The sequence below is a fragment of the Paenibacillus sp. FSL R5-0749 genome, assembly GCF_038595085.1.
GTDB lineage: Bacteria > Bacillota > Bacilli > Paenibacillales > Paenibacillaceae > Paenibacillus.
Window position 1 is genome coordinate 643,637 of the sequence record NZ_CP152005.1, and the last position, 23,414, is coordinate 667,050.

General features: G+C 47.7%; 20 protein-coding genes and 3 rRNA genes. 20 read left to right on the top strand and 3 right to left on the bottom strand.

What is annotated here, in order from left to right:
- Positions 1–1,362 (top strand): nucleobase:cation symporter-2 family protein, encoded by a 1,362-nt coding sequence (locus MKY85_RS03000; RefSeq protein ID WP_342571747.1) that lies wholly within the window; start codon positions 1–3, stop codon positions 1,360–1,362.
- A gap of 282 nt (positions 1,363–1,644) precedes the next feature.
- Here MKY85_RS03000 and MKY85_RS03005 read toward each other — a convergent pair whose 3' ends face one another.
- Both MKY85_RS03005 and MKY85_RS03010 read right to left on the bottom strand, forming a co-directional pair.
- Positions 1,645–1,983 carry a hypothetical protein gene (locus MKY85_RS03005; protein ID WP_076332729.1) on the bottom strand — a complete coding sequence of 113 codons (339 nt, stop codon included), beginning with the start codon at positions 1,981–1,983 and terminating at the stop codon, positions 1,645–1,647.
- Positions 1,984–2,078: 95 nt separating this feature from the next.
- The gene (locus MKY85_RS03010; RefSeq protein WP_091018633.1) at positions 2,079–2,357 is read right to left on the bottom strand and encodes a transposase; all 279 of its coding nucleotides are present in this window, start codon (positions 2,355–2,357) and stop codon (positions 2,079–2,081) included.
- Between the two features lie 400 nt (positions 2,358–2,757).
- On the opposite strand from MKY85_RS03010, the gene MKY85_RS03015 reads away from it, so the two are divergent.
- From MKY85_RS03015 to MKY85_RS03055, 9 genes are all read left to right on the top strand, one after another.
- The gene (locus MKY85_RS03015; RefSeq protein ID WP_017690840.1) at positions 2,758–2,946 is read left to right on the top strand and encodes a hypothetical protein; all 189 of its coding nucleotides are present in this window, start codon (positions 2,758–2,760) and stop codon (positions 2,944–2,946) included.
- Between the two features lie 133 nt (positions 2,947–3,079).
- On the top strand, positions 3,080–3,841 hold the full coding sequence (gene map / locus MKY85_RS03020; protein ID WP_339239360.1) for a type I methionyl aminopeptidase: 762 nt from the start codon (positions 3,080–3,082) through the stop codon (positions 3,839–3,841).
- Positions 3,842–4,414: 573 nt separating this feature from the next.
- Positions 4,415–5,467 carry a cytochrome c oxidase subunit II gene (gene coxB / locus MKY85_RS03025; RefSeq protein WP_339304342.1) on the top strand — a complete coding sequence of 351 codons (1,053 nt, stop codon included), beginning with the start codon at positions 4,415–4,417 and terminating at the stop codon, positions 5,465–5,467.
- Between the two features lie 32 nt (positions 5,468–5,499).
- Positions 5,500–7,389 (top strand): cytochrome c oxidase subunit I, encoded by a 1,890-nt coding sequence (gene ctaD / locus MKY85_RS03030; protein WP_342571748.1) that lies wholly within the window; start codon positions 5,500–5,502, stop codon positions 7,387–7,389.
- Positions 7,386–8,012 carry a cytochrome c oxidase subunit 3 gene (locus MKY85_RS03035; protein WP_047840264.1) on the top strand — a complete coding sequence of 209 codons (627 nt, stop codon included), beginning with the start codon at positions 7,386–7,388 and terminating at the stop codon, positions 8,010–8,012. Before ctaD ends, MKY85_RS03035 begins: the two co-directional genes overlap by 4 nt.
- A 3-nt stretch (positions 8,013–8,015) precedes the next feature.
- On the top strand, positions 8,016–8,336 hold the full coding sequence (locus MKY85_RS03040) for a cytochrome C oxidase subunit IV family protein (protein ID WP_278297054.1): 321 nt from the start codon (positions 8,016–8,018) through the stop codon (positions 8,334–8,336).
- Between the two features lie 108 nt (positions 8,337–8,444).
- Entirely contained in the window at positions 8,445–9,368 is a 924-nt protein-coding gene (gene ctaG, locus MKY85_RS03045) for a cytochrome c oxidase assembly factor CtaG (RefSeq protein WP_342571749.1), read from the top strand.
- A gap of 35 nt (positions 9,369–9,403) precedes the next feature.
- Positions 9,404–9,868 carry a DUF420 domain-containing protein gene (locus MKY85_RS03050; protein WP_339258662.1) on the top strand — a complete coding sequence of 155 codons (465 nt, stop codon included), beginning with the start codon at positions 9,404–9,406 and terminating at the stop codon, positions 9,866–9,868.
- A 142-nt stretch (positions 9,869–10,010) separates the two neighbouring features.
- On the top strand, positions 10,011–10,382 hold the full coding sequence (locus MKY85_RS03055) for a hypothetical protein (RefSeq protein ID WP_105601396.1): 372 nt from the start codon (positions 10,011–10,013) through the stop codon (positions 10,380–10,382).
- A gap of 113 nt (positions 10,383–10,495) precedes the next feature.
- Here MKY85_RS03055 and MKY85_RS03060 read toward each other — a convergent pair whose 3' ends face one another.
- On the bottom strand, positions 10,496–10,822 hold the full coding sequence (locus MKY85_RS03060; RefSeq protein ID WP_339258663.1) for a hypothetical protein: 327 nt from the start codon (positions 10,820–10,822) through the stop codon (positions 10,496–10,498).
- Positions 10,823–11,031: 209 nt separating this feature from the next.
- On the opposite strand from MKY85_RS03060, the gene MKY85_RS03065 reads away from it, so the two are divergent.
- From MKY85_RS03065 to MKY85_RS03110, 10 genes are all read left to right on the top strand, one after another.
- Positions 11,032–11,745 carry a hypothetical protein gene (locus MKY85_RS03065; protein ID WP_339258665.1) on the top strand — a complete coding sequence of 238 codons (714 nt, stop codon included), beginning with the start codon at positions 11,032–11,034 and terminating at the stop codon, positions 11,743–11,745.
- 81 nt (positions 11,746–11,826) lie between these two features.
- A complete protein-coding gene (locus MKY85_RS03070) occupies positions 11,827–12,216 on the top strand; it encodes a GntR family transcriptional regulator (RefSeq protein ID WP_339261296.1) in 390 nt (129 codons plus the stop codon).
- 15 nt (positions 12,217–12,231) lie between these two features.
- A complete protein-coding gene (locus tag MKY85_RS03075; RefSeq protein WP_342571750.1) occupies positions 12,232–13,128 on the top strand; it encodes an ABC transporter ATP-binding protein in 897 nt (298 codons plus the stop codon).
- Between the two features lie 20 nt (positions 13,129–13,148).
- Entirely contained in the window at positions 13,149–14,051 is a 903-nt protein-coding gene (locus MKY85_RS03080) for an ATP-binding cassette domain-containing protein (RefSeq protein WP_339242897.1), read from the top strand.
- On the top strand, positions 14,044–15,339 hold the full coding sequence (locus MKY85_RS03085; RefSeq protein WP_342571751.1) for an ABC transporter permease: 1,296 nt from the start codon (positions 14,044–14,046) through the stop codon (positions 15,337–15,339). Before MKY85_RS03080 ends, MKY85_RS03085 begins: the two co-directional genes overlap by 8 nt.
- Before the next feature lie 489 nt (positions 15,340–15,828).
- Positions 15,829–17,049 (top strand): TraB/GumN family protein, encoded by a 1,221-nt coding sequence (locus MKY85_RS03090; protein ID WP_342571752.1) that lies wholly within the window; start codon positions 15,829–15,831, stop codon positions 17,047–17,049.
- Between the two features lie 538 nt (positions 17,050–17,587).
- Positions 17,588–19,139, top strand: a 16S ribosomal RNA gene (locus MKY85_RS03095).
- Between the two features lie 339 nt (positions 19,140–19,478).
- Positions 19,479–22,403: ribosomal RNA gene (locus MKY85_RS03100) — 23S ribosomal RNA — on the top strand.
- Positions 22,404–22,546: 143 nt separating this feature from the next.
- Positions 22,547–22,663, top strand: a 5S ribosomal RNA gene (gene rrf, locus MKY85_RS03105).
- Together the 16S, 23S and 5S rRNA genes form the textbook arrangement of a ribosomal RNA operon.
- A gap of 261 nt (positions 22,664–22,924) precedes the next feature.
- Positions 22,925–23,278, top strand: a complete 354-nt coding sequence (locus MKY85_RS03110; protein WP_342571753.1) for a FlxA-like family protein — start codon at positions 22,925–22,927, stop codon at positions 23,276–23,278.
- Positions 23,279–23,414 lie beyond the last annotated feature (136 nt).

Here is a 23,414-nt window from a genome sequence, read left to right on the forward strand (position 1 = left end):
ATGGCACGCGAACGTATTTTTCAGCGGCATCGGCATCCAATCAAAACGTTCTCACTCGGACTTCAACATGTGCTTGCCATGTATGCAGGAGCCGTTGTCGTTCCACTGATCGTTAGTAACGCACTGGGCTTTACACAGGAACAGTTAACCTATCTCATTGCCATTGATTTGCTCGCATGTGGTGTGGCTACACTGCTTCAGGTATGGGGAAATAAATATTTTGGCGTAGGTCTGCCTGTCATGCTCGGTTGTGCATTCCAGGCCGTGTCTCCGATGATTCTCATTGGGATGAATAGTGGGGTATCTGCCATCTACGGGGCCATTATTGCTTCCGGATTGTTTGTATTGATCTTCTCTGGTCTCTTTGGGAAGCTGATCAGGCTTTTCCCTCCTGTCGTGACAGGTTCGGTTGTGACCATAATTGGTCTGACGCTGATCCCGGTTGCTTTCCATGATCTGGGTGGCGGTCAGGGCCAACCGGACTTTGGTAGTGGAACGAATCTGTTGCTTGGATTCGGTGTACTGTTATTTATCATCCTGATGACACGTTTCACAACTGGATTCATCCGTTCCATCTCGGTACTGATTGGTCTGCTCGTTGGTACGGTGGCGGCAGGATTTATGGGCGAGGTTAATTTTGCTCCTATTCGCGATGCAGGTTGGTTCCATGTTGTTCAGCCGTTTTACTTCGGTACACCGACCTTTGAGATTGTGCCTATCTTGACAATGATTCTGGTGGCGATTGTCAGTGTGGCCGAGTCCACAGGTGTATTTATGGCTCTGGGCAAAATTTTGGAAAAGGACCTGTCCTCCAAGGATCTGGCCCGTGGTTATCGTGCGGAAGGTCTGGCTATTGTGTTGGGCGGTATTTTCAACTCGTTCCCATATACAACGTATTCGCAGAATGTAGGTCTGGTACAGATGACACGTGTGAAGACACGTGATGTCATTGTTGTGGCTGGTGGACTCCTGGTGGTCATCGGATTTGTGCCGAAGATTGCTGCGCTTGCACAGCTCGTTCCGGGGGCAGTTCTTGGTGGAGCCATGGTAGCCTTGTTCGGCATGGTGGTATCATCCGGTATTCGGATTATCGGTAGTCAGGTCGATCTAAACCGTCATGAGAATTTGTTTGTCATTGCTTGTTCTGTAGGTATGGGGTTGGGAGTTACCGTTGTGCCTGAGTTGTTTGCTGGTGCACCGGACTGGGCTCAGATTATGCTCGGTAACGGCATCATAGCAGGAAGCTTCACAGCGATTTTCATGAACCTGCTGTTCAACGGTCTGGGCACCAAGGAAACAGCTGCCAAAATGGCTGAGCAACAAGCAGATGCCATCCTTGGAGAAGCAGATAAGTCGGCTTAATAGCCGAACTAGACCTATAATCCAGCATGATAGTTATGTTAACTGTTCCTGAATACACCCTTCATAAGATGAACATTTAAGCAGGTTGATACATCGTGATTTACAGCATGAATGGTTTATGACATCTATCATTTATGTTGTGAATGTTCAATCACATGAATAAGTCACCTTTACATGCTAAACAACGAATGTATATAGAAGCCGATATATAATTGAAAAGACGATCCACACCCTGTTTGAAAGGGGGGATCGTCTTTTCTTTTGCATCATGTCTTCCTAAAGTTACAGATGGCGCATCTGTTTCTCTGCAAAATCGCCAACCCACGGCAGCTTTAGCCATTTCCCCTGCAAGCTGGTGACCACCATGATGAGCCAGACCACCACACCGAGCAGGGATAACAAGGATGCCACCAATGGTCCAAATAAGGGAAGAAAAGTCGATAATACATGCCCAACCATAATGATGCCAAAGACGGTTACGGATTGCAGCGCATGAAATAGCACGAACCGACTCCGCTTCTCTACCGCGAGAAAAACAATCCCGCCTACAAAGGTAAACAGATAACAGAGCATACCGGCAATATTTTCATCCAGACCGCTAGACGATTTCATGGGGGACATCCGGTCCAGCCTCCTTTAACCTTTTTTTATTAGGCTATGAAGGAGAGGGACAGAACTGAACCTGTGAATTTATCCGACTAACAAATCAAACAATATTATCTTCCGCCCTCGATCTGTCTGCGAGGGTTTGTGATCTTGCCCATTTTATCTGTATCGTTTTCCTTGGGAACCAATCTTTCATCGGTACGTCCTTCATGATGATTATCAAAAGCATACTCCGTCAGCTTCCATTCTGACTTGCCGAGAACGGGATCTGCCGGGAAGTGTTGCCCACGATGCAGATGTTCCTCACGTCCAGCTTCGTTGATATATACTCCGTCGACTTCCACCTTTTCATGTGAAAGGGGCAGCATATCCTGTTCTTTGCGTTCCATGAAACGGCGCCTCCTTTTAGATACCATTAATTTAACTGTATGGGTTGTCCGTGATAATATCCCCCGAATAGTTCAGTGTTATGCTGGATATATTAATTCCGTATAGAATGGTGGCATTCATAACATATGATTCGGAATTAAACTTTTTGGGCATGAAAACCGTTATATTTATTAGAGGAAATCGTCAAGTCGTAAGATACTTCCGAATATGATACAATAAGATTATGATTCATTCCGAATCATATCGGGTATTTATAGTGTCAGGTACTTGCTTTCTAGCGAGGTTCCCGACCTAAAGCTTGCTTTAAGCCGCGCACACAACTTCATGGATGGCATTTAAGACTTATTCGGCATTCTCTAAACGGAGCATTCACTTTCAACGTTTTGGGAGGGAATTACAATGGCAACGAAAGGTCACAATGAGGTCAAAGAAAGTTTGAGGGAAATGACTCGGATTTTCCGTCCTAAAGATCCAAAAAAATTCGTGAAGGAGTACGTGAGAAAATACCGGATTACGGGTGGATACGAGGAAGAATTGACTTCTGTGGTTGAGCATGAGCTTGTCAAGATGGATTCTTCCGTGTCCTGAAACAACACACAACTCTGATTATACTGTTCCGATAATGAATAGAACCGTCTTCCGGGCGATAAGCTCCGGCAGACGGTTTTTTTTGCGTTCCTGCTGCATATATATGGGAGTACACCTACAGCGGGAAGGATGAATGCATGTGGACCCTATTTTAAAAACCAAAGAAGAGATTGGCTACATGCGGGAAGCTGGACGAATTTTGCGAAGTTGTCACCAACATATTGAGCAGTGGATGATACCTGGGATCACGACAGCGGAGATCAACGAGCGGGTGGAAGGGTTTCTGGCAGCACATGGGGCCACACCGGAGCAGAAAGGATATAAAGGATATCCGTACGCCACATGTGCCTCTGTCAATGAAGTGGTCTGCCACGGATTTCCGGGAGAAGAAGAACTGGCGAGTGGGGATGTAGTGACCATCGATATGGTGGTGAACAAAGACGGCTGGCTTGCTGACTCGGCCTGGACATATGGCATTGGTGAACCAAGCAGATCCATTCGCAAGCTGATGAGACGCACGGAGAAGGCCCTTGAGCGGGCGATTGCCCAGGCAGTTCCAGGGAATACGCTCGGAGATATTGGAAGTGCCATTGAACGAACAGCCAGATTGTATCGTTACGGAATTGTAAAGCCCCTCATCGGTCATGGAATTGGTCAATATATTCATGAGCCGCCAAATGTGTTGCCGTATGGCAAACGCAGAACGGGCACGATGCTCACCGAGGGCATGGTCATTACCATTGAACCCATATTTACGAAAGGCAGTTCCGGGGCCGTTGTATGGGATGAAGATGGATGGACAGTAAGGACGGTAGATGGCAGCTGGGGAGTGCAGTATGAGCATACAGTTGCGATTACTGGGGATGGCCCCTTGATTCTGACCAATGGTACATGAGAAGAATTAAGGTGAAGGTGAAGATGAGGAAATGAATTGAACCTTTCGGAGGAATGCTCCATGCTGTTTTGAGCTTGAATGTAGCGGTATGGAGCGATAGGTATGTTTTCTGAATGGACATGGAAGAGGTCTTCCATAAAATCGGACCTTTCTTTTGCATAATATCGCATGTTTTGAATGTGAGAAAAATCACCAATAAATCGAGTTTTATCACCGAAATTTGGCAAAAATTTTCAAATGTAGAGTGTAATACTTTTAACTGAAATCGTTTGCAAATCAAGTTGTAGAGCGGTTTTTTACATAAAGTGAACAATTTGTGAACATGTGTCCAAAGATTGACAAAATCATACCCTCAACTTATATTTAATAAGTGATTGAAGCATATAGAATGAATTGGAAGAATGCGCAGACATGCCCTGAGCAGGAAATCACGGGAGTACTGGAAGCGTTATTTTTGTAAGCGTTCTGTATGATGAAGAGGATTATGCGTATCGTGCTGAAACGTACCTTTTGTTGCCTTTCTACTGAACGACAACGGTAATCTACGAAAACGTAAAAAAGTGGGGTAGATCAATGATGAAACAGTGGCAGGTTGCAAAGCGAATTCTCCCCTTGCTGGCGGTGTTCTCTTTGCTGCTATCCGCATGCGGGCGGGAAGACTTGTCGGTAATGAAACCTCAGGGTCCTGTGGCGCAAGGCCAATATGATCTGATGAAGTTATCCATCACGATTATGATCGTGGTGCTCATCATTGTATTTGCTATAGCGGCCTATGTTCTGATCCGGTTTCGTAGAAGATCCGGGCAGACCGACATGCCTGAACAGGTTGAAGGTAATTTCAAGCTGGAAGTAATATGGACAGCCATTCCGTTATTGCTGGTTATTGTGCTGGCAGTACCGACAGTCCAAACGATTTTTGCCCAAGGCGAAGATCTGTCCAATGACAAAAATGCACTTAAGGTCCAAGTCACCTCGCATCAGTACTGGTGGGAATTCACTTATCCTCAATATGACGTAACCACCGCTCAAGATCTCATCATCCCGACCGGAACAAAAATCGCATTTGAACTTAAAACCGCTGACGTGCTTCACTCCTTCTGGGTGCCGTCACTTGCGGGCAAAATGGACACAAACCCGGATGGAACACTTAACAAGTTCAGTTTCTCTGCACCGAATGAAGGTGTTTACCGCGGTAAATGTGCCGAGTTATGTGGCAGATCGCATGCCTTCATGGAATTCAAGGTAAAAGCAGTGAGTCAGGAATCCTTTGACAGATGGGTGAATCAGATGAAAGCACCTGCAGTCCTTCCTGAAGATACTCAATTAGCCGAGAAATTCAAAACAAACTGCCTTTCTTGCCACGCTGTTGGCGATCAAGGTGGACCCGTAGCACCTAACTTGACGGGAATTGGCGGCAAGGAATCTGTCGCAGGCATTTTGCTGAATTCTCGTGAGGGACAGGAAGAAGGTAGTCCGGTACTGGATAACATGAAAGAATGGCTCCATGATCCACAATCCGTGAAGCCGGGCAATACCATGCCGAATCCCAAGGATCTTGGGTTGACGGATGAAGAAATCGACGGAATTGCCGAATATCTGGCCAACTACAAATTGGACTATGAATAGAACAGCAAGGACGAAGAAGGGGGTACACAACCTTGGCTCATGCGCATAGCGTCAAGAGGTACAGGGGCTTGATGGATTGGATCACCACCGTCGATCACAAAAAAATCGCCATTCTCTATTTGGTTGCGGGTGGATTTTTCTTTGGAATCGGCGGCATTGAAGCCATTTTAATTCGGATTCAACTGATGAAGCCTATGAATGATTTTGTATCGGCACAGGTCTTCAACGAATTGATTACCATGCATGGAACAACGATGATTTTCCTTGGTGTCATGCCACTTATTTTTGCCATTATGAATGCAGTCGTGCCTTTGCAGATCGGTGCACGGGACGTTGCCTTTCCTTTTCTTAACGCACTTGGTTTCTGGACGTTCCTTTTTGGGGGACTGCTGTTGAACCTGAGCTGGGTTATGGGAGGAGCACCGGATGCGGGCTGGACCTCATATACGCCGCTTTCGGGCAGTGAGTACAGTGGAACGCATGGTGTGGATTTCTATACCATCGGTCTTCAGATCGCGGGTCTGGGAACACTCATCGGGGGCATTAACTTTCTCGCAACGATTATTACAATGCGTGCTCCAGGCATGTCCTACATGCGGATGCCGATGTTTACATGGACGACATTTATTACATCTGCCATTATTCTTTTTGCTTTTCCTGCCATCACGGTAGGGCTTGTACTTTTGACGTTTGATCGTATACTGGGAGCGAATTTCTTCGATGTAGCAGGGGGCGGTAATCCCGTACTCTGGCAGCACATCTTCTGGATTTTCGGGCACCCGGAAGTATACATTTTGATTTTGCCGGCATTTGGTATCATCTCGGAGGTTATTCCGACCTTCTCGCGTAAACGGCTGTTCGGTTACAGCTCCATGGTATTTGCCACCATCCTGATTGCCTTCCTGGGCTTCATGGTATGGGCGCATCACATGTTTACAACAGGTCTAGGTAATGTAGCCAACGCGCTATTCTCCATCTCGACAATGTTGATTGCCGTACCTACCGGGATCAAAATCTTTAACTGGCTCTTTACGATGTGGGGTGGACAGATCCGCTTTACAGCGGCGAACCTGTTTGCTGTTGGATTCGTTCCAACCTTCGTTATGGGTGGTGTTACCGGTGTCATGCTGGCATCTGCTCCGGCGGATTTCCAATTCCATGATACGTACTTTGTTGTAGCCCACTTTCACTACGTTATTGTAGGGGGACTTGTACTCGGCTTGTTCTCGGGATTGCATTACTGGTGGCCGAAGATGTTCGGACGTATTCTGAGTGAAACACTTGGAAAATGGACATTCTGGACATTTATGATTGGTTTCCAATTAACGTTCTTTGTACAGCATTTCCTCGGTCTGATGGGAATGCAGCGCCGGATCGTTACATATTTGCCGAATCAGGATTTTGATCTGTTCAATCTGGTCAGCTCCGTCGGGGCATTTCTGATGGGTGTGGGAGTTATCTTGTTCCTCGCGAACATCGTAATCACCATGAGAAAACCGGCTGGTGCGCCAAACGATCCGTGGGAAGACGGTCGTACTTTGGAATGGTCCATTCCTTCACCGCCGCCGGAATACAATTTCAAGCAGACTCCGCTGGTACGTGGAATTGATGCGTACTGGAAGGAAAAGATGGCAGGACATACGGAGATGACACCAGCAGAACCCGTGGGTTCGATTCATATGCCATCAGCAACGCCGTTGCCGTTTGTAATGTCTGTGGGGATCTTTATTGCCGGACTTGGTTTGATGTTCAGCAAGGATGAATTCGGTAATGCGTTTATGAATGTATTGTTTAACAATTATATTGTAGTTGTTATTGGTCTTCTGATTACATTTGGATCAATGGCACTGCGTTCACTTTATGATGATCATGGCTGGCATATTGAACCGGAGGATCAGGATGAGAAGGGGGCTAGAACATGACAACCTCACATGCCGAACCGGTGAACGACAAATTGCCGCATGAACCGGAGAAAGCAACGCTGGAGGGACGTAACAAGCTGATTGCCTTCTGGTTGTTCCTTGGCGGAGAGACGGTACTGTTCGGTACGCTCTTTGCTACCTTCCTGGCTCTTCGTGGCCAAACCAATGATGGACCTACGGCGAATGAACTGTTTCACCTGCCACTCGTGGCCGCTGCAACGTTCATTCTCTTGGTCAGTAGTTTGACGAGTGTATTTGCAATTCAGGCCATGCATAAGGGCAAGCGAGATGCACTGGCATTGTGGCTTGGCATCACGGTGGTACTGGGTATGGGATTCCTCGCGCTGGAGATATACGAGTTCTATGAGTATGTGAAACATAAAGAGTTTGGCATGACTACCAGTGCCTTTAGTTCAGCATTCTATACACTGGTCGGGTTCCACGGAGCGCACGTTGCTTTCGGTATTGTGTGGATCGGAATCATTATTGGGCAGCTGTTCAAAAAAGGATTGACGGTCGTAACTGCACCTAAAGTATACGTCTCCGCAATGTACTGGCACTTTATTGACGTGGTCTGGGTGTTCATCTTTACGGTCGTGTACCTGCTCGGAAAGGTGGGGTAACACATGTCAGCACAGGATAAGACAGATCAACAGCCTGTGAAGCACCGTCACCGGACGGAAGGGCCACAGAAACACGTCGTGGTGTTTGTTTTCTCCATTATTCTCACGCTGATTGCGTTTGCGGCTGCTTCTGCCGGAGGGGTCAACACAACCTTTACAATAATTATTTTGCTCGTGATGGCTATTCTTCAGGTATTCGTTCAGTTGGGTTACTGGATGCACATGAAGGATAAAGGGCATTTGATGCCAATCCTGTTCATGGCCTTTGGCTTCTTCGTAGCCTTTACGTGCATCATTATGGCACTTTATTGGGTCTGGTGGTAAAAGAGATGGCGGCGGCGCAATGCCGCCGTCTTTTCCCCTTTTTGGCGAATGAATCTTCACAAAGAAATAAAGGCAACAACCAAATCAGGTCACGGGGAGGTTTCCCGTATGCTCGGGTTGCAATATTTTAGCTTCAACGACTTATGGAGTCCACTTATATTGGCTTTATTTCTGATCATTGCTGCGGCGTATTTAGTGCTCGTGGGACCGTTAAGCGAGCAAATAAAAGATGCAGAGCCTGCGACTGCCGGTCAGAAAATCATGTTTATTACAGGGTTGTTTGTCCTCTATCTGGCTCAAGCTGGACCATTTAATCTGCTTGGTCACGTGATGTTTAGTTTTCACATGGTAAGCATGGCGTTCTCTTATCTGGTAGCGCCGCCGCTGATGATGAAAGGTTTGCCGATCTGGGTATGGCTCAGAGTCGTACGTTGGCTGCCAACACGCCAGCTATCGTTCCTGGCTCATCCGATCGTTGCGGCAGTGATCTTTAACGGGCTGTTTTCGCTGTATCACTTACCGATTGTACATGATTACGTTATGCTGAATTTTACCGTTCACCGGTTGTATTATATTGCACTGTTTATCACCTCGATGCTCATGTGGTGGACATTGCTGAATCCGTTACCAGAAGGCAGACAAGCTTCGGGTCTATCCAAGATCGGTTTTATTTTTCTGAATATGGTGCTGCTCACGCCTGCGTGTGGATTGATTATTTTTGCGTCCGAGCCGTTGTATCAGACGTACAGCAACCCGGCAGTATGGGCTGAAGCCATGCGGTATTGTGTGTCTGGGGATTCTACGGCTTTACTTCGCTCATTCGGTGGACCGGCCTTCTTCAACTTCCTGTCCTCCGCGAAGGAAGATCAGCAGGTGGGTGGCATTGTAATGAAGTTTATTCAGGAAGGGATCTTCGCCTCCATGCTGGCCTATGTCTTTTTCCAATGGTATCGGAAAGAGAAGCAGGAAGATGATGATGATTCGTATCCTGCAGGGGGCGCTGGGGGGCCACTCAATCCGGCTGCCAAATAATTAAGTCAATGTTCTGACAAGAGGGGGAACACACGATGGATATGTATTTTTGGCTACCTACGATCAGTACTTCTTTCATTGTGATAAGTGCAGTACTGGTGGGGATTGGATGGGTACTGATTATTCGGGGCAAACGCGAGGCTCATCAGTCCGCCATGGTAGCAGGTGCGATTGCAGCTCTAATCTTCTTTGTGATCTATATGTCTCGCACAATATTCGTAGGTAATACGGCTTGGGGTGGAGACCCGGATCTGGAGATCTTTTATCGGATATTTCTAATTTTTCATATTATCCTGGCTACCGTGGCAGCGATATTCGGTATTTCAACACTGGTGTTGGGGTTCAAAAAGAAGTTCGGAACACATCGCCGCTGGGGCAGGTTCACGTCCATGATCTGGTTCGGGTCAGCATTAACAGGTGTTGTTGTGTATGTTCTTCTATATCTCTTATATCCTGGTGGTCATACACGTCCGGTGTGGGAAGCTATTCTCGGCGTGTAAAAGTGGGGGCACAACCTCGGGCTAATCGTGCGTGCGTCACTATGATCTTCTGAAAATATGAAAATGGACGAATCTAGCAGAAGATTCGTCCACGCTACCTCTCTCATTCATTCATAGAATGAGTTCGAGAGGGGGAAACAAAATGAAAAAAACAGTCAATGTCAGTCAAACGTATCCACGCCTTACCGTGTATTCAGAAGAGAACTACAGAGGAAGAAGCCGCATCTATCGTGGCAACACGGGTCTTCGTAACCTGGACAATATTTTGGATGGGGTGGAGAGCCTGCGTTTTTTCTCAACAAGTTCCAATGCAACACTCGTTGTGTTCACACGGCCTAACTTTCAGGGGGGATTCCGTGTCTTCCGCGGCAACACCAACTTGAGAGATTTGGATGATCTTATCCGTGGCAATGACGTGGAATCCCTGATCTCCACGAATGAGCGGCTGACTCTGGCCGAGATTCGTGCGATCCGCGCCAACCGCAGTCTGCCTAGTGGTTATAACCTCGTTTAATCGCAAGGCCTCTTCTTCTAACAGGTGCTAGAGAACGGCAAAGGGCTGTACCCGAATTGTGTTTACACAATAACGGGTACAGCCCTTCTTTTGTGATCGGGAATGATGTTTGTTTAATCCCCGCCACCCCCACTGTCGCCACCGCCACTATCTCCTCCAGAATCGCTGCTACCACTATCGCTGCCGTGATGAGAATGTATGCCTGATGAAAAATCTGAATCATGATGTTTGTGATCCGGTGTGTGTCTGACATGTCGATCGTAGGATTCATCTCCTGTAATGACCGGATATCCCGAAGCAGAGTCGGCATAACCGTTGTTACGGTGTCTGCGGTGTCTGCCTTTTTTGGCAGAATGACGATGAGGTTCATCCCGGAGGATCAACCAGATAACGACGATAAGGAAAAGGAGCACAAACCCGATCTCGACCAGCCAATCCATAGTTGTAATCTTCCTTTCTTTGATCCGTGACTATAATTTATTTTAACGTAAATTTGAACCGTGTCCCATCCCATCTTCCTGATTCAGGAAAATTAGGGGTTGACGGGATCAGTATTCGGTCTGTATACTGTGTATATTGATATATACAGTAAACACAGTGATTACAGTGCGCAAGATGAGTGAATGACAACTGAAAGGCAGGCATGCATATGAACGAATGGAAGCAGGCGTGGTGGTTGACCCGCAACCAGACGAGTAAGGATAAGCTCCAATGGCTATGGTCTGCAATATTCATGATATACACTGGCGGCATGAGCGGTGTGATGTTATTGGGACAACAACAGACAGATTTCATTAATCCTGTAGTGGATTCCTTCTTTTTAATCATGTTGCCATTTCAAGGGTTCATGTTCTGCAGGCGCTCCTTCCGTTACATACAGGAGGATTCCTATACGCAGATGTTGGCCTACTATCGCAGAATCCCGATCCCTGAACAAGCGGTGATGTGGTCCAGGTTACAGCAAGCTCTAATGGCGTTTGCTTACAATGGTATTTTTTTCTACGGATCGTTATACGTGGTTAGCCTTCATGCCGAAGGATTCCGATGGGATCAATATCTGGCTTTTAGCCTGACCTGTACAGGTTATGGACTTTTGGTAACAGGATTATATATTTACGGAGAGTTTCTGAATAGTGGCAAGAAATACTTGGTTCTCAGTACGCTTTTTGTACCCCTTGCGATTGGCATATCCTTATTGATTCGAATGTCAGGCAGTTACGGCTTTCGAATGGTGATGGATGCGAGTAAATCATGGGGGTTGCTTTCCCCGATCATGTGGATTGCTCTGGTGGCTGGTATCGCAGGATTATGGTTGTTTAGCCGCTTGACGCTGAAGAAGCTGGTTCTTCGGGATTTAAATTAAAATGACTTATGTACGAATACAGGATGAGACCGGCACGGTCAGGCAACAGACTGGAGTGTACCGGAGGGCGAGGTGCAAGATGTGAAAATACCCATTCAAATTAATGAAAATAGCGCTGAACCTTTATACCACCAAATTGAAAATCAATTAAGATCTTTAATTATAACGGGTCAATTGGAGGAGGGAACACATTTGCCGTCCATTCGTGAGTTCGCCGGAGCGCTGAATTGCAGTGTGATTACGGTTAGACGGGTCTATCAGGATCTGGAGAATGAAGGCCTGCTTCGTACGAAGCAGGGGACAGGTACATTTGTGGCCCAGGTAGAAGCCGGCGATAGAGAAAATTATAGATTGAAGGCCGCACAGGAAGCGATGCAGGCTGCGGTGCAGTCTGGAAAATCGGTAGGCTGTACGGAAGAAGAGATGGAGAGCCTGTTCCGGGAAGTCCTGAAGGCTATTTACGCGAAGTAAGGGAGTGATTCATACATGGAACCCATAGCAGTTCAGTTGAACGGTGTATCCAAGATGCGAAAACGCAGAGTAATTGGCCCGATTGATCTGACCATCCCGGAAGGGTATGTAGTTGCTATTCTCGGTCATAACGGTTCTGGAAAAAGCACACTTCTTAACATGCTGCAACAAGTGGTGCTGCCAGATGCCGGGCAGATTATATGGTTTGGGAAGGAACGTGAGGGACCACTTCCCCTTGAACTGAGACAACAGATCGGTTTTGTGGCTGACAATGCCGGGCTTGAAGAGAATCGGATAACAGCACAGGAAGCAGCTGAATTTCGGGCCTACTGGTACCCGCGATGGGATATGAAGTTGTTCGATCAACTGATTCACGATATGGAAGTACCCGTTGATGTGAAGCTGAACAAAATGTCCAAGGGAGAGCGGCGGAAATTCGAGATTGCTGCTGCGATTGCAGCTCGCCCCAGATTATTGCTTTTGGATGAGCCTTCATCAGGACTGGACCCCTTTGCCTGGAAAGTGATGGTTGAGCAGTTCCGTACCTTCATGGCTGAGGGGGACACCACGATTCTGATTGCCACACATATAGCAGATGAAGTCAAAAGACTTGCGGATTACATCGTCTTGATGCACCGTGGTCAGTCACTGGGTATGGCCGAGAAAGACATGGTGCTCGATCAGTGGAAAGAAGTCTGGTATGAAGGAGACTTAAGGCCAGAGAGTATCCCGGGTGTTGTGGAATCTTCTTTGGAAGAAAGAGGGCTGGTTCGTGTCATTACAACCCGGGTCAGCGAAGCGCAGGAGAGACTGGAGCTATCGAATAACCGAGTATTGAAAATCCGCAACTTGGAATTGGATGAAGTGCTGGCGTTCTGGATTGCCGGGTATGCACCCGTACAGTGGAAATAACCGAAGGGAGACGATAAATGATGAACCGATTGGAATTGAAGCAAGTCGTCAAGCAATATGCAGACAAAACAGCCGTTAATGGAGTTACGCTCAATGTAAAAGAAGGGGAGATTTACGGACTGCTCGGAGCCAATGGTGCAGGCAAAACAACAACGATGCGCATGGTGCTTGGACTGATTCACCCGGACGGGGGGAATATCCTGTACAATGGCAAGCCTTACAACACAGAGTTGCAGCAGATTATGGGTTATCTTCCGGAAGAGCGTGGATTGTACCCGAAGGTGAAAGTCAGCGAACAGATTAATTATCTGGCACGGCTTCGTGGCATGAATGGTAAGGATGCAGATCAAAGTCTCAAATACTGGTTGGATCGGTTCGAAGTTCCGGAATATTACGATAAGAAGATTGAGGAGTTATCCAAAGGTAATCAGCAGAAGATGGGCTTTATTGCAGCTGTAGTGCATAGACCGCAGATTCTCATTCTGGATGAAGCGTTCAGCGGGCTGGATCCTGTGAATGTGGAATTACTCAAATCCACTGTCAAGGAATTACGAGATGAAGGTACAGCTATTCTGTTCTCGACACATCGCATGGAACACGTTGAAGAGTTGTGTCGCCAGATCACCATTCTGCATCGTTCCAACACGGTGGTACAAGGCGAGATCAAGGAGATTAAGAGCCGTTATCCACGTGAGCAGGTGTTCCTGGGTACAGTTGGAAGTGTGGAGGGGCTTGAACAGTTGCCTGGTGTGAAGAAAGTCGAGCGGAATGAGCGTGGTTACCTGATACATATTAGTCAGGTGGAAGCAGCTCAAGAGATTTTGAGAACAGCCATGACTCAGACGACAGTGGAACACTTTGAACTGAAGGAACCAACGCTTAACCAAATCTTTATTCGTGAGGTAGGTGAGTCGAATGAATAAAATGGGAACGATTACGGGCTTTACATTTAAAAACAAGGTTAAAACGAAATCATTCATGGTGACGACCATTGTACTTGCACTTTTAATCTCAATCGGACTCAATGTTCCATATTTCATTACCTTATTTAATGGAGGTTCCATTGGCGGAGCTTCAAGTAGCAATCCTGTAAATATTGGTCTTCTGAGCGCAGGGCAGCCTGAAGTTTCCGAGAAACTGGAGAGTTTCTCGTCGGCGCAAGGGGATCAGGTCTATCGATTCATTGCCAGTGGAGACAAGGATGAAGCGGCTCTTGCAGCGGATGCGGAAGCAGGGCTTACCGATGGCTATCTGAAGTTTGAAGCGGTTGCTGGACAGGAGTTCCCACAACCCATTCTATATTCAGCAGAAGATGTATCACCTCAGATTATTGCATCCATTGAAGCTGCATTGCAGAGTGTGAAGCTGGATGTGGTTGTGAAAGATGTACTCACAGCGGAGCAGAAGGAACTGATTACAACACCTGTGAAGCTCACCGAGCAAAGCTTGAGTACGGATGGAAGTGGGGCCGGTGCTGAGTCAGAAGGTGCGATGAGCCCGATTAACTATATTGTGGTGTACTTGCTGATCATCCTGCTGTTCACCTCGACCATGATGACAGGCAACATGATTGCTTCAGAGATCACAGCGGAGAAGAGCTCGCGTATTATGGAGATTCTGATTACGAGTGTATCCCCGCTCAGTCAGATGTTTGGTAAAATCATCGGTATTTTCATGGTGGGCATGCTGCAAATCGGGATCTTCGGAGCAGTGGTTGCCGGAAATATCCTGCTACCGCATAACCGTGCAGTGTTAGGTGATTTCAATATGAGTCTGAGTGATGTGAATATTGCGGTTATTGTGTATGGACTCATATTCTACATTCTGGGCTACTTCCTGTATGCCGTGTTGTTCGCTGCCATTGGCTCAATGGTAAGCCGTACGGAAGAACTGGGTCAGGCTGTTCTGCCGATTACGATGTTGTCGCTTGTATCCTTCTATATTGCGATCTTCAGTATTTCTACACCGAACATTCTGTTGTTGAAAATCGCAAGCTTCATTCCATTCACGTCGCCGACCGCGATTCTGGTACGGATCGGTGCGGGAGTTGCACCGACTTGGGAGATTCTAACTTCATTAGCGATTCTCATTGTGTCCATTATCATCTTCGGATGGCTTGCAGCCAAAATCTATCGCACAGGTGTGCTGATGTACGGTAAACGTCCAACCTTTAAAGAGTTATTTAAGGCCATGAAGGCTTATAAGATCTAAGTAGAGTTCAGGAGAGGGCGGCTGATGATCATGCAGCAGTTAAAAGGGTTCTTTATACAGTTCTTGAGGGACCCGCTGTGGTTTAAAGCACTAATTCTCTCTACACTGCTACTTTCAATTGTGTTTAGCAGTTCGGCCTTTTCAGAGCAGGGCTACTACCAAAGCATCTCTAAACTAGCTATCGCTATTTTCTTCGTCTCATATGGAGTGAAGCTGCGGGGGAATCGGAAGGTTTCTATAGCATTCTTTTTCCTGGCTCTAATCAGTATCTATTTATCATGGAATAGCTTGGACTTTGCGAATATCTAGCATCGAAACTATGTGACGGATTCGTTTCTGTTATTTCTTATCTATTGAGAGTAATGAAGGGAAAGAGTGCTGCTCCGTTTGTGGAGTGGCACCAATTCCCGCCTTTATCCGTAATATCTAGGTATGTCCATTCTATTAAAATGGGTCGGCAAATATATTCACTAAAGGAGAATACATAATATGAAGAATTGGAAACGCATGCTCTTATCTCTCACCATCTCGGTAGGCTTGCTCACATCTGCCGTACCGGCTATGGCTGCTCCACAAGAAACTTCTGTCAAGGTCAATGACCAGGCAGTGAAATATGCTACAGGAGCACCAATCGTAGATAAAGGTACAACCTTGGTTCCATTGCGGACTACACTGGATGCGATGGACGTGAAGCTAACAACTGCGACAGATGATACGATTACGGCTGTGATTGATGGCAAAACGATTACACTGAAAAGCAAACTTACACGTATCAACGGTGTGACGTATGCTCCAATCCGCATCGTTGGAGATGCAGCGGGTTATGAAGTGCGCTGGGATGCTGCAACACGCACCGTGCTGCTGGTATCCAAAGATGGAGCAACGGAAACTCCTCAAACGGGTGGACGTGGCTTCATGTGGGAAGTGGAAAGCAATGGCAACACGGTCTATCTGGTAGGGTCTATGCATATTGCGGATGAGAGCTTCTATCCATTGCGTCCGGAGTTTGAGGAAGCATTTGCGGAAGCTGACTATCTTGGGGTAGAGATTGATATTAGCAAAGCGGCTGACGAAGAGCAGCAAAAGCTGGTTCTAAGCCTGGGTTCATATCAGGATGGAACAACACTGAAAGATCACATTTCCAGTGAAACCTATACGAAGCTGGGCGATGTACTGAAGAAAAATGGTTTAGAGCCTAACGCTTTGGATGCATTTAAGCCTTGGGTAGTAGAGAGCACACTCGCAAGTTTGAAGTCCGCAACGGCTGGATACGAAGCGTCAGCAGGAGTGGATCTGTATTTCATCCAGAAAGCAATCGAGCGCAAACTCCCAGTTATTGAGTTGGAAAGTTATCAATCTCAACTTGGCATGTTTAACGACTTTTCCAAAGAAACACAAGAGGAAACTTTGAAAGCGACAATCGAGAACTTCGACGTGCTGGATAACAGTGTGAATCAGATGGCTGAGATGTGGAAAACGGGTAATGACGAGCAATTACTAGAACTGACTAACAGCTTCTCCACGAACGAGGAGTACAACAAAGCAATGCTGGTTGATCGTAACATTGGTATGGCGGACAAAATCGATGGTTACTTGAAAAACGGCAAAGGCGAGGAGTATTTCATTGTTGTTGGCGCGGCACACTACCTGGGCGATCACGGTATCGTGAAATTGCTTGAAGATAAAGGATATAAAGTAGAACGTAAATAAATATAGATTATTATAGAAGGCAACCCTTTCGTCTCGAATAAGAGAGTTGAGAGGGTTACCTTCTTATATATAGAAGAAAGACAGATTAGATAGTGAAGCTCAAGTGTGCATGATAACACAATTAAACATATGATAACATTGTAGATTCAAGGTCCTTAATAGGGTTAGATTGTAAAATTAATATTTTTAGAAATTAACTCTTTACAAGTGCGTTTGCTGCATGGTATATTCTATTTCCGGCCAAAAAAACACGAGAAACACGGTGCGGCAAGCGAATGAAATAAGCTTCGAAAGAAACTTGAAAAAAGAGCTTGCAAAGTTGGTTCGGACATGATATTATATAAGAGTTGCTGAAGAGAACGACATTCGGTAACGAAACAAGTTTGATCTTTGAAAACTGAACAACGAGTGAGTAAACATTCTGCTTGCAGAATGAACGCGAAAGTTTGAGACAAGCCTTGGCTTGGATCGACTGGAGCACAAATGAGATGTTTAATCTCGTCAGATTCAAAATGAGCTTATCGCTCTTTTCAATACTTTATTGGAGAGTTTGATCCTGGCTCAGGACGAACGCTGGCGGCATGCCTAATACATGCAAGTCGAGCGGAGTTGATAAGAAGCTTGCTTCTTTGAGACTTAGCGGCGGACGGGTGAGTAACACGTAGGCAACCTGCCCTCAAGTTTGGGACAACTACCGGAAACGGTAGCTAATACCGAATAGTTGTTTTCTTCGCCTGAAGGAAACTGGAAAGACGGAGCAATCTGTCACTTGGGGATGGGCCTGCGGCGCATTAGCTAGTTGGTGGGGTAACGGCTCACCAAGGCGACGATGCGTAGCCGACCTGAGAGGGTGATCGGCCACACTGGGACTGAGACACGGCCCAGACTCCTACGGGAGGCAGCAGTAGGGAATCTTCCGCAATGGGCGAAAGCCTGACGGAGCAATGCCGCGTGAGTGATGAAGGTTTTCGGATCGTAAAGCTCTGTTGCCAGGGAAGAACGCTTGGGAGAGTAACTGCTCTCAAGGTGACGGTACCTGAGAAGAAAGCCCCGGCTAACTACGTGCCAGCAGCCGCGGTAATACGTAGGGGGCAAGCGTTGTCCGGAATTATTGGGCGTAAAGCGCGCGCAGGCGGTCATTTAAGTCTGGTGTTTAATCCCGGGGCTCAACCCCGGATCGCACTGGAAACTGGGTGACTTGAGTGCAGAAGAGGAGAGTGGAATTCCACGTGTAGCGGTGAAATGCGTAGATATGTGGAGGAACACCAGTGGCGAAGGCGACTCTCTGGGCTGTAACTGACGCTGAGGCGCGAAAGCGTGGGGAGCAAACAGGATTAGATACCCTGGTAGTCCACGCCGTAAACGATGAGTGCTAGGTGTTAGGGGTTTCGATACCCTTGGTGCCGAAGTTAACACATTAAGCACTCCGCCTGGGGAGTACGGTCGCAAGACTGAAACTCAAAGGAATTGACGGGGACCCGCACAAGCAGTGGAGTATGTGGTTTAATTCGAAGCAACGCGAAGAACCTTACCAGGTCTTGACATCCCTCTGATCGATGCAGAGATGTATCTTTCCTTCGGGACAGAGGAGACAGGTGGTGCATGGTTGTCGTCAGCTCGTGTCGTGAGATGTTGGGTTAAGTCCCGCAACGAGCGCAACCCTTGATCTTAGTTGCCAGCACTTCGGGTGGGCACTCTAAGGTGACTGCCGGTGACAAACCGGAGGAAGGTGGGGATGACGTCAAATCATCATGCCCCTTATGACCTGGGCTACACACGTACTACAATGGCCGGTACAACGGGCTGTGAAGCCGCGAGGTGGAACGAATCCTAAAAAGCCGGTCTCAGTTCGGATTGCAGGCTGCAACTCGCCTGCATGAAGTCGGAATTGCTAGTAATCGCGGATCAGCATGCCGCGGTGAATACGTTCCCGGGTCTTGTACACACCGCCCGTCACACCACGAGAGTTTATAACACCCGAAGTCGGTGGGGTAACCGCAAGGAGCCAGCCGCCGAAGGTGGGATAGATGATTGGGGTGAAGTCGTAACAAGGTAGCCGTATCGGAAGGTGCGGCTGGATCACCTCCTTTCTATGGAGAATCGTTTCCCGCGTGGAAACATTCAAATACAAGTCTTCAGGAAGCATGCTTCCGAAGCGAGCTTTACTTCGTAAAGCTTTTAACTCACTCGTTGCTCAGTTTTGAGAGCTCAAACTCTCAAACAGCTTGCTTTTGCATGGAGCTTGTTCTTTGAAAACTAGATATCGAAACGAAAGTAAATGCGAATTAGAACATTCCTTTTTAGCTGAACTTGTGTATAACAAGTTTAAATAAAAACGGTAGATTGCTGGAGCGAGTGATCGAAATGGAGCGACTTTTGGATTTGCGCAAGCAAACCAAGCGGAGCGACAGCTCGAACACGAGCGCAATGGTTAAGCTACTAAGAGCACACGGAGGATGCCTAGGCGCTAGGAGCCGATGAAGGACGTGGCGAACAACGAAACTGCCTCGGGGAGCTGTAAGCAAGCTTTGATCCGGGGGTGTCCGAATGGGGAAACCCAGCTGGGGTAATTTCCAGTTACTCATAACTGAATACATAGGTTGTGTAGAGGCATACCAGGGGAACTGAAACATCTAAGTACCCTGAGGAAGAGAAAACAATAGTGATTCCGTCAGTAGCGGCGAGCGAACGCGGAGAAGCCCAAACCAGAGAGCTTGCTCTTTGGGGTTGTGGGACGTCTCACATGGAGTTACAAAGGAACCGGTTAAGCGAAGAGGTCTGGAAAGGCCCGCCAAAGAAGGTAAAAGCCCTGTAGTTGAAAGTCTGTTCCCTCCGAGACGGATCCCGAGTAGTGCGGGGCACGTGAAACCCCGTATGAATCCGGCAGGACCATCTGCCAAGGCTAAATACTTCCTAGCGACCGATAGTGAAGCAGTACCGTGAGGGAAAGGTGAAAAGCACCCCGGAAGGGGAGTGAAATAGAACCTGAAACCGTGTGCTTACAAAAAGTCAGAGCCCGTTTTAGGGGTGATGGCGTGCCTTTTGTAGAATGAACCGGCGAGTTACGTTCCCGTGCAAGGTTAAGGTGAAGAGCCGGAGCCGCAGCGAAAGCGAGTCTGAATAGGGCGATGTAGTACGTGGACGTAGACCCGAAACCGGGTGATCTACCCCTGTCCAGGGTGAAGGTGCGGTAACACGCACTGGAGGCCCGAACCCACGCACGTTGAAAAGTGCGGGGATGAGGTGGGGGTAGCGGAGAAATTCCAATCGAACTCGGAGATAGCTGGTTCTCCCCGAAATAGCTTTAGGGCTAGCCTCGGAAAACAGAGTCGTGGAGGTAGAGCACTGATTGGGTGCGGGGCCCGCAAGGGTTACCAAGCTCAGTCAAACTCCGAATGCCATAGACTTACTTCCGGGAGTCAGACAGTGAGTGCTAAGATCCATTGTCAAAAGGGAAACAGCCCAGACCATCAGCTAAGGTCCCCAAGTGTGTGTTAAGTGGGAAAGGATGTGGAGTTGCACAGACAACCAGGATGTTGGCTTAGAAGCAGCCACCATTGAAAGAGTGCGTAATAGCTCACTGGTCGAGTGACTCTGCGCCGAAAATGTAACGGGGCTAAACACACCACCGAAGCTATGGCTTGATGCTTGCATCAGGGGTAGGGGAGCGTTGTATAAGGGTTGAAGGTGTACCGTAAGGAGCGCTGGACATTATACAAGTGAGAATGCCGGTATGAGTAACGAAAAGATCAGTGAGAATCTGATCCGCCGAAAGCCTAAGGGTTCCTGAGGAAGGCTCGTCCGCTCAGGGTAAGTCGGGACCTAAGGCGAGGCCGAAAGGCGTAGTCGAAGGACAACAGGTCGAAATTCCTGTACCACCGTAAGCCGTTATGAGCAATGGGGGGACGCAGTAGGGTAGTGACGCGGACTGATGGATGTCCGTCTAAGCAGTGAGGCTGATGTGTAGGCAAATCCGCACATCGTAAGGCTGAGCTGTGATGGGGAGCGAAAATTGTAGTAGCGAAGGTCATGATCTCACACTGCCAAGAAAAGCCTCTAGCCAGGTGAAGGTGCCCGTACCGCAAACCGACACAGGTAGGCGAGAAGAGTATTCTAAGGCGCGCGGAAGAACTCTCGTTAAGGAACTCGGCAAAATGACCCCGTAACTTCGGGAGAAGGGGTGCCCCGGTAGTGTGAATAGCACGAGGGGGCCGCAGTGAAAAGGCCCAAGCGACTGTTTAGCAAAAACACAGGTCTGTGCGAAGCCGTAAGGCGAAGTATACGGGCTGACGCCTGCCCGGTGCTGGAAGGTTAAGGGGAGTGGTTAGGAGCAATCCGAAGCTGTGAACCGAAGCCCCAGTAAACGGCGGCCGTAACTATAACGGTCCTAAGGTAGCGAAATTCCTTGTCAGGTAAATTCTGACCCGCACGAATGGCGTAACGACTTGGGCGCTGTCTCAACGAGAGATCCGGTGAAATTTTAATACCTGTGAAGATGCAGGTTACCCGCGACAAGACGGAAAGACCCCATGGAGCTTTACTGCAGCTTGATATTGAATTTGGGTACGATCTGTACAGGATAGGTGGGAGCCTTTGAAGCGTGAGCGCCAGCTTGCGTGGAGGCAACGTTGGGATACCACCCTGATCGTATCTAGGTTCTAACCTGGTACCGTAATCCGGTGCGGGGACAGTGTCAGGTGGGCAGTTTGACTGGGGCGGTCGCCTCCTAAAGAGTAACGGAGGCGCCCAAAGGTTCCCTCAGAATGGTTGGAAATCATTCGAAGAGTGCAAAGGCATAAGGGAGCTTGACTGCGAGACCTACAAGTCGAGCAGGGACGAAAGTCGGGCTTAGTGATCCGGTGGTACCGCATGGAAGGGCCATCGCTCAACGGATAAAAGCTACCCTGGGGATAACAGGCTTATCTCCCCCAAGAGTCCACATCGACGGGGAGGTTTGGCACCTCGATGTCGGCTCATCGCATCCTGGGGCTGAAGTAGGTCCCAAGGGTTGGGCTGTTCGCCCATTAAAGCGGTACGCGAGCTGGGTTCAGAACGTCGTGAGACAGTTCGGTCCCTATCTGTCGTGGGCGTAGGAAATTTGAGAGGAGCTGTCCTTAGTACGAGAGGACCGGGATGGACGTACCGCTGGTGTACCAGTTGTTCCGCCAGGAGCACCGCTGGGTAGCTATGTACGGACGGGATAAACGCTGAAAGCATCTAAGCGTGAAGCCCCCCTCAAGATGAGATTTCCCAGTATGTAAGACCCCTTGAAGACGACGAGGTAGATAGGCTGGGGGTGGAAGTGCAGCAATGCATGGAGCTGACCAGTACTAATCGGTCGAGGGCTTATCCAATAGCAAGTGATCATTCGCATGTTTCGTTTCGAATCTAGTTTTCAGAGAACGATCTCTGAAATGAAAATTGGTACATCACAGAATGTGTGTATGATTTTCAGTTCCATATCTGATTTCAAGAAGCTATGCTTCGACAAATCGCGTTTGGTGGCGATGGCGGAGGGGTTCCACACGTACCCATCCCGAACACGACCGTTAAGCCCTCTAGCGCCGATGGTACTTGGACCGCAGGGTCCTGGGAGAGTAGGACGCCGCCAAGCAATCGAAGGACACACTTGATCATATCGAGTGTGTCTTTTTTGTTTTTATTTACACAGGGAAACAACTAACTTTACAGATCAGAGTGCACCAGGGCCTACACTGTATGATTAGACTGACTATTGATTAAAGCTACTATATGTATTTCATCTATTTGAATTCCGGACTCTCATAGCTTCGTTCAGCAACCTTTCAGTTGATTTTAACGTACGTTTCAGTGGGATGGGATATAGTGAAGCCATGTAAAGAGGAGGAGAACCATAATGAATATATCTTCTGCAGCCAGCTCCACAACATCATACATATCGACATCTTCGAGTTCGGAAAATTCAAGTAGTTTAGAGAAACAAAAGACGAAGCTTGAGGCTCAACTGGAGAAAGTCCAGTCCAGCAAGGACGATGAGAAGACAAAGGAGACAAAGACCAAACAGCTTGAACAGCAGATCAAGCAGATTGAGGCGCAGATTGCACAGCAAAGCTCTCAAGGAGCAGGTACAACCGTTGCTAAGGAGGCGCCACCTGCCCAAGCCTCAGCCAATGGAAAGGGCGTAGCTACCCCTAAGGAAATTGCAAACGCAACAACGGATAGCAATGGCCGATTCGATATACGTATCTAATTGCTTATATCTAATATAGGACAAAACATAACAAAGCCCTGACCGATCTTTATGGATCGTGCAGGGCTTGTTTAGATTTTTGTTTAATTATTTATGGGGTCTACCTACATGCTATCCGCGTTCCATTTATCTTTCA

Bases quoted from the DNA above. Each gene is read 5' to 3' on its own strand.
- MKY85_RS03005 (WP_076332729.1), bottom strand. From the start codon at position 1,983: ATGTCCCCCATGAAATCGTCTAGCGGTCTGGATGAAAATATTGCCGGT.
- MKY85_RS03050 (WP_339258662.1), top strand. From the start codon at position 9,404: ATGGATATGTATTTTTGGCTACCTACGATCAGTACTTCTTTCATTGTG.
- MKY85_RS03035 (WP_047840264.1), top strand. From the start codon at position 7,386: ATGACAACCTCACATGCCGAACCGGTGAACGACAAATTGCCGCATGAA.
- MKY85_RS03040 (WP_278297054.1), top strand. From the start codon at position 8,016: ATGTCAGCACAGGATAAGACAGATCAACAGCCTGTGAAGCACCGTCAC.
- coxB (WP_339304342.1), top strand. From the start codon at position 4,415: ATGATGAAACAGTGGCAGGTTGCAAAGCGAATTCTCCCCTTGCTGGCG.
- MKY85_RS03090 (WP_342571752.1), top strand. From the start codon at position 15,829: ATGAAGAATTGGAAACGCATGCTCTTATCTCTCACCATCTCGGTAGGC.
- MKY85_RS03055 (WP_105601396.1), top strand. From the start codon at position 10,011: ATGAAAAAAACAGTCAATGTCAGTCAAACGTATCCACGCCTTACCGTG.
- MKY85_RS03075 (WP_342571750.1), top strand. From the start codon at position 12,232: ATGGAACCCATAGCAGTTCAGTTGAACGGTGTATCCAAGATGCGAAAA.
- MKY85_RS03065 (WP_339258665.1), top strand. From the start codon at position 11,032: ATGAACGAATGGAAGCAGGCGTGGTGGTTGACCCGCAACCAGACGAGT.
- ctaG (WP_342571749.1), top strand. From the start codon at position 8,445: ATGCTCGGGTTGCAATATTTTAGCTTCAACGACTTATGGAGTCCACTT.
- MKY85_RS03080 (WP_339242897.1), top strand. From the start codon at position 13,149: ATGAACCGATTGGAATTGAAGCAAGTCGTCAAGCAATATGCAGACAAA.
- MKY85_RS03110 (WP_342571753.1), top strand. From the start codon at position 22,925: ATGAATATATCTTCTGCAGCCAGCTCCACAACATCATACATATCGACA.
- MKY85_RS03085 (WP_342571751.1), top strand. From the start codon at position 14,044: ATGAATAAAATGGGAACGATTACGGGCTTTACATTTAAAAACAAGGTT.
- MKY85_RS03015 (WP_017690840.1), top strand. From the start codon at position 2,758: ATGGCAACGAAAGGTCACAATGAGGTCAAAGAAAGTTTGAGGGAAATG.
- MKY85_RS03060 (WP_339258663.1), bottom strand. From the start codon at position 10,822: ATGGATTGGCTGGTCGAGATCGGGTTTGTGCTCCTTTTCCTTATCGTC.
- map (WP_339239360.1), top strand. From the start codon at position 3,080: ATGCATGTGGACCCTATTTTAAAAACCAAAGAAGAGATTGGCTACATG.
- MKY85_RS03010 (WP_091018633.1), bottom strand. From the start codon at position 2,357: ATGGAACGCAAAGAACAGGATATGCTGCCCCTTTCACATGAAAAGGTG.
- MKY85_RS03000 (WP_342571747.1), top strand. From the start codon at position 1: ATGGCACGCGAACGTATTTTTCAGCGGCATCGGCATCCAATCAAAACG.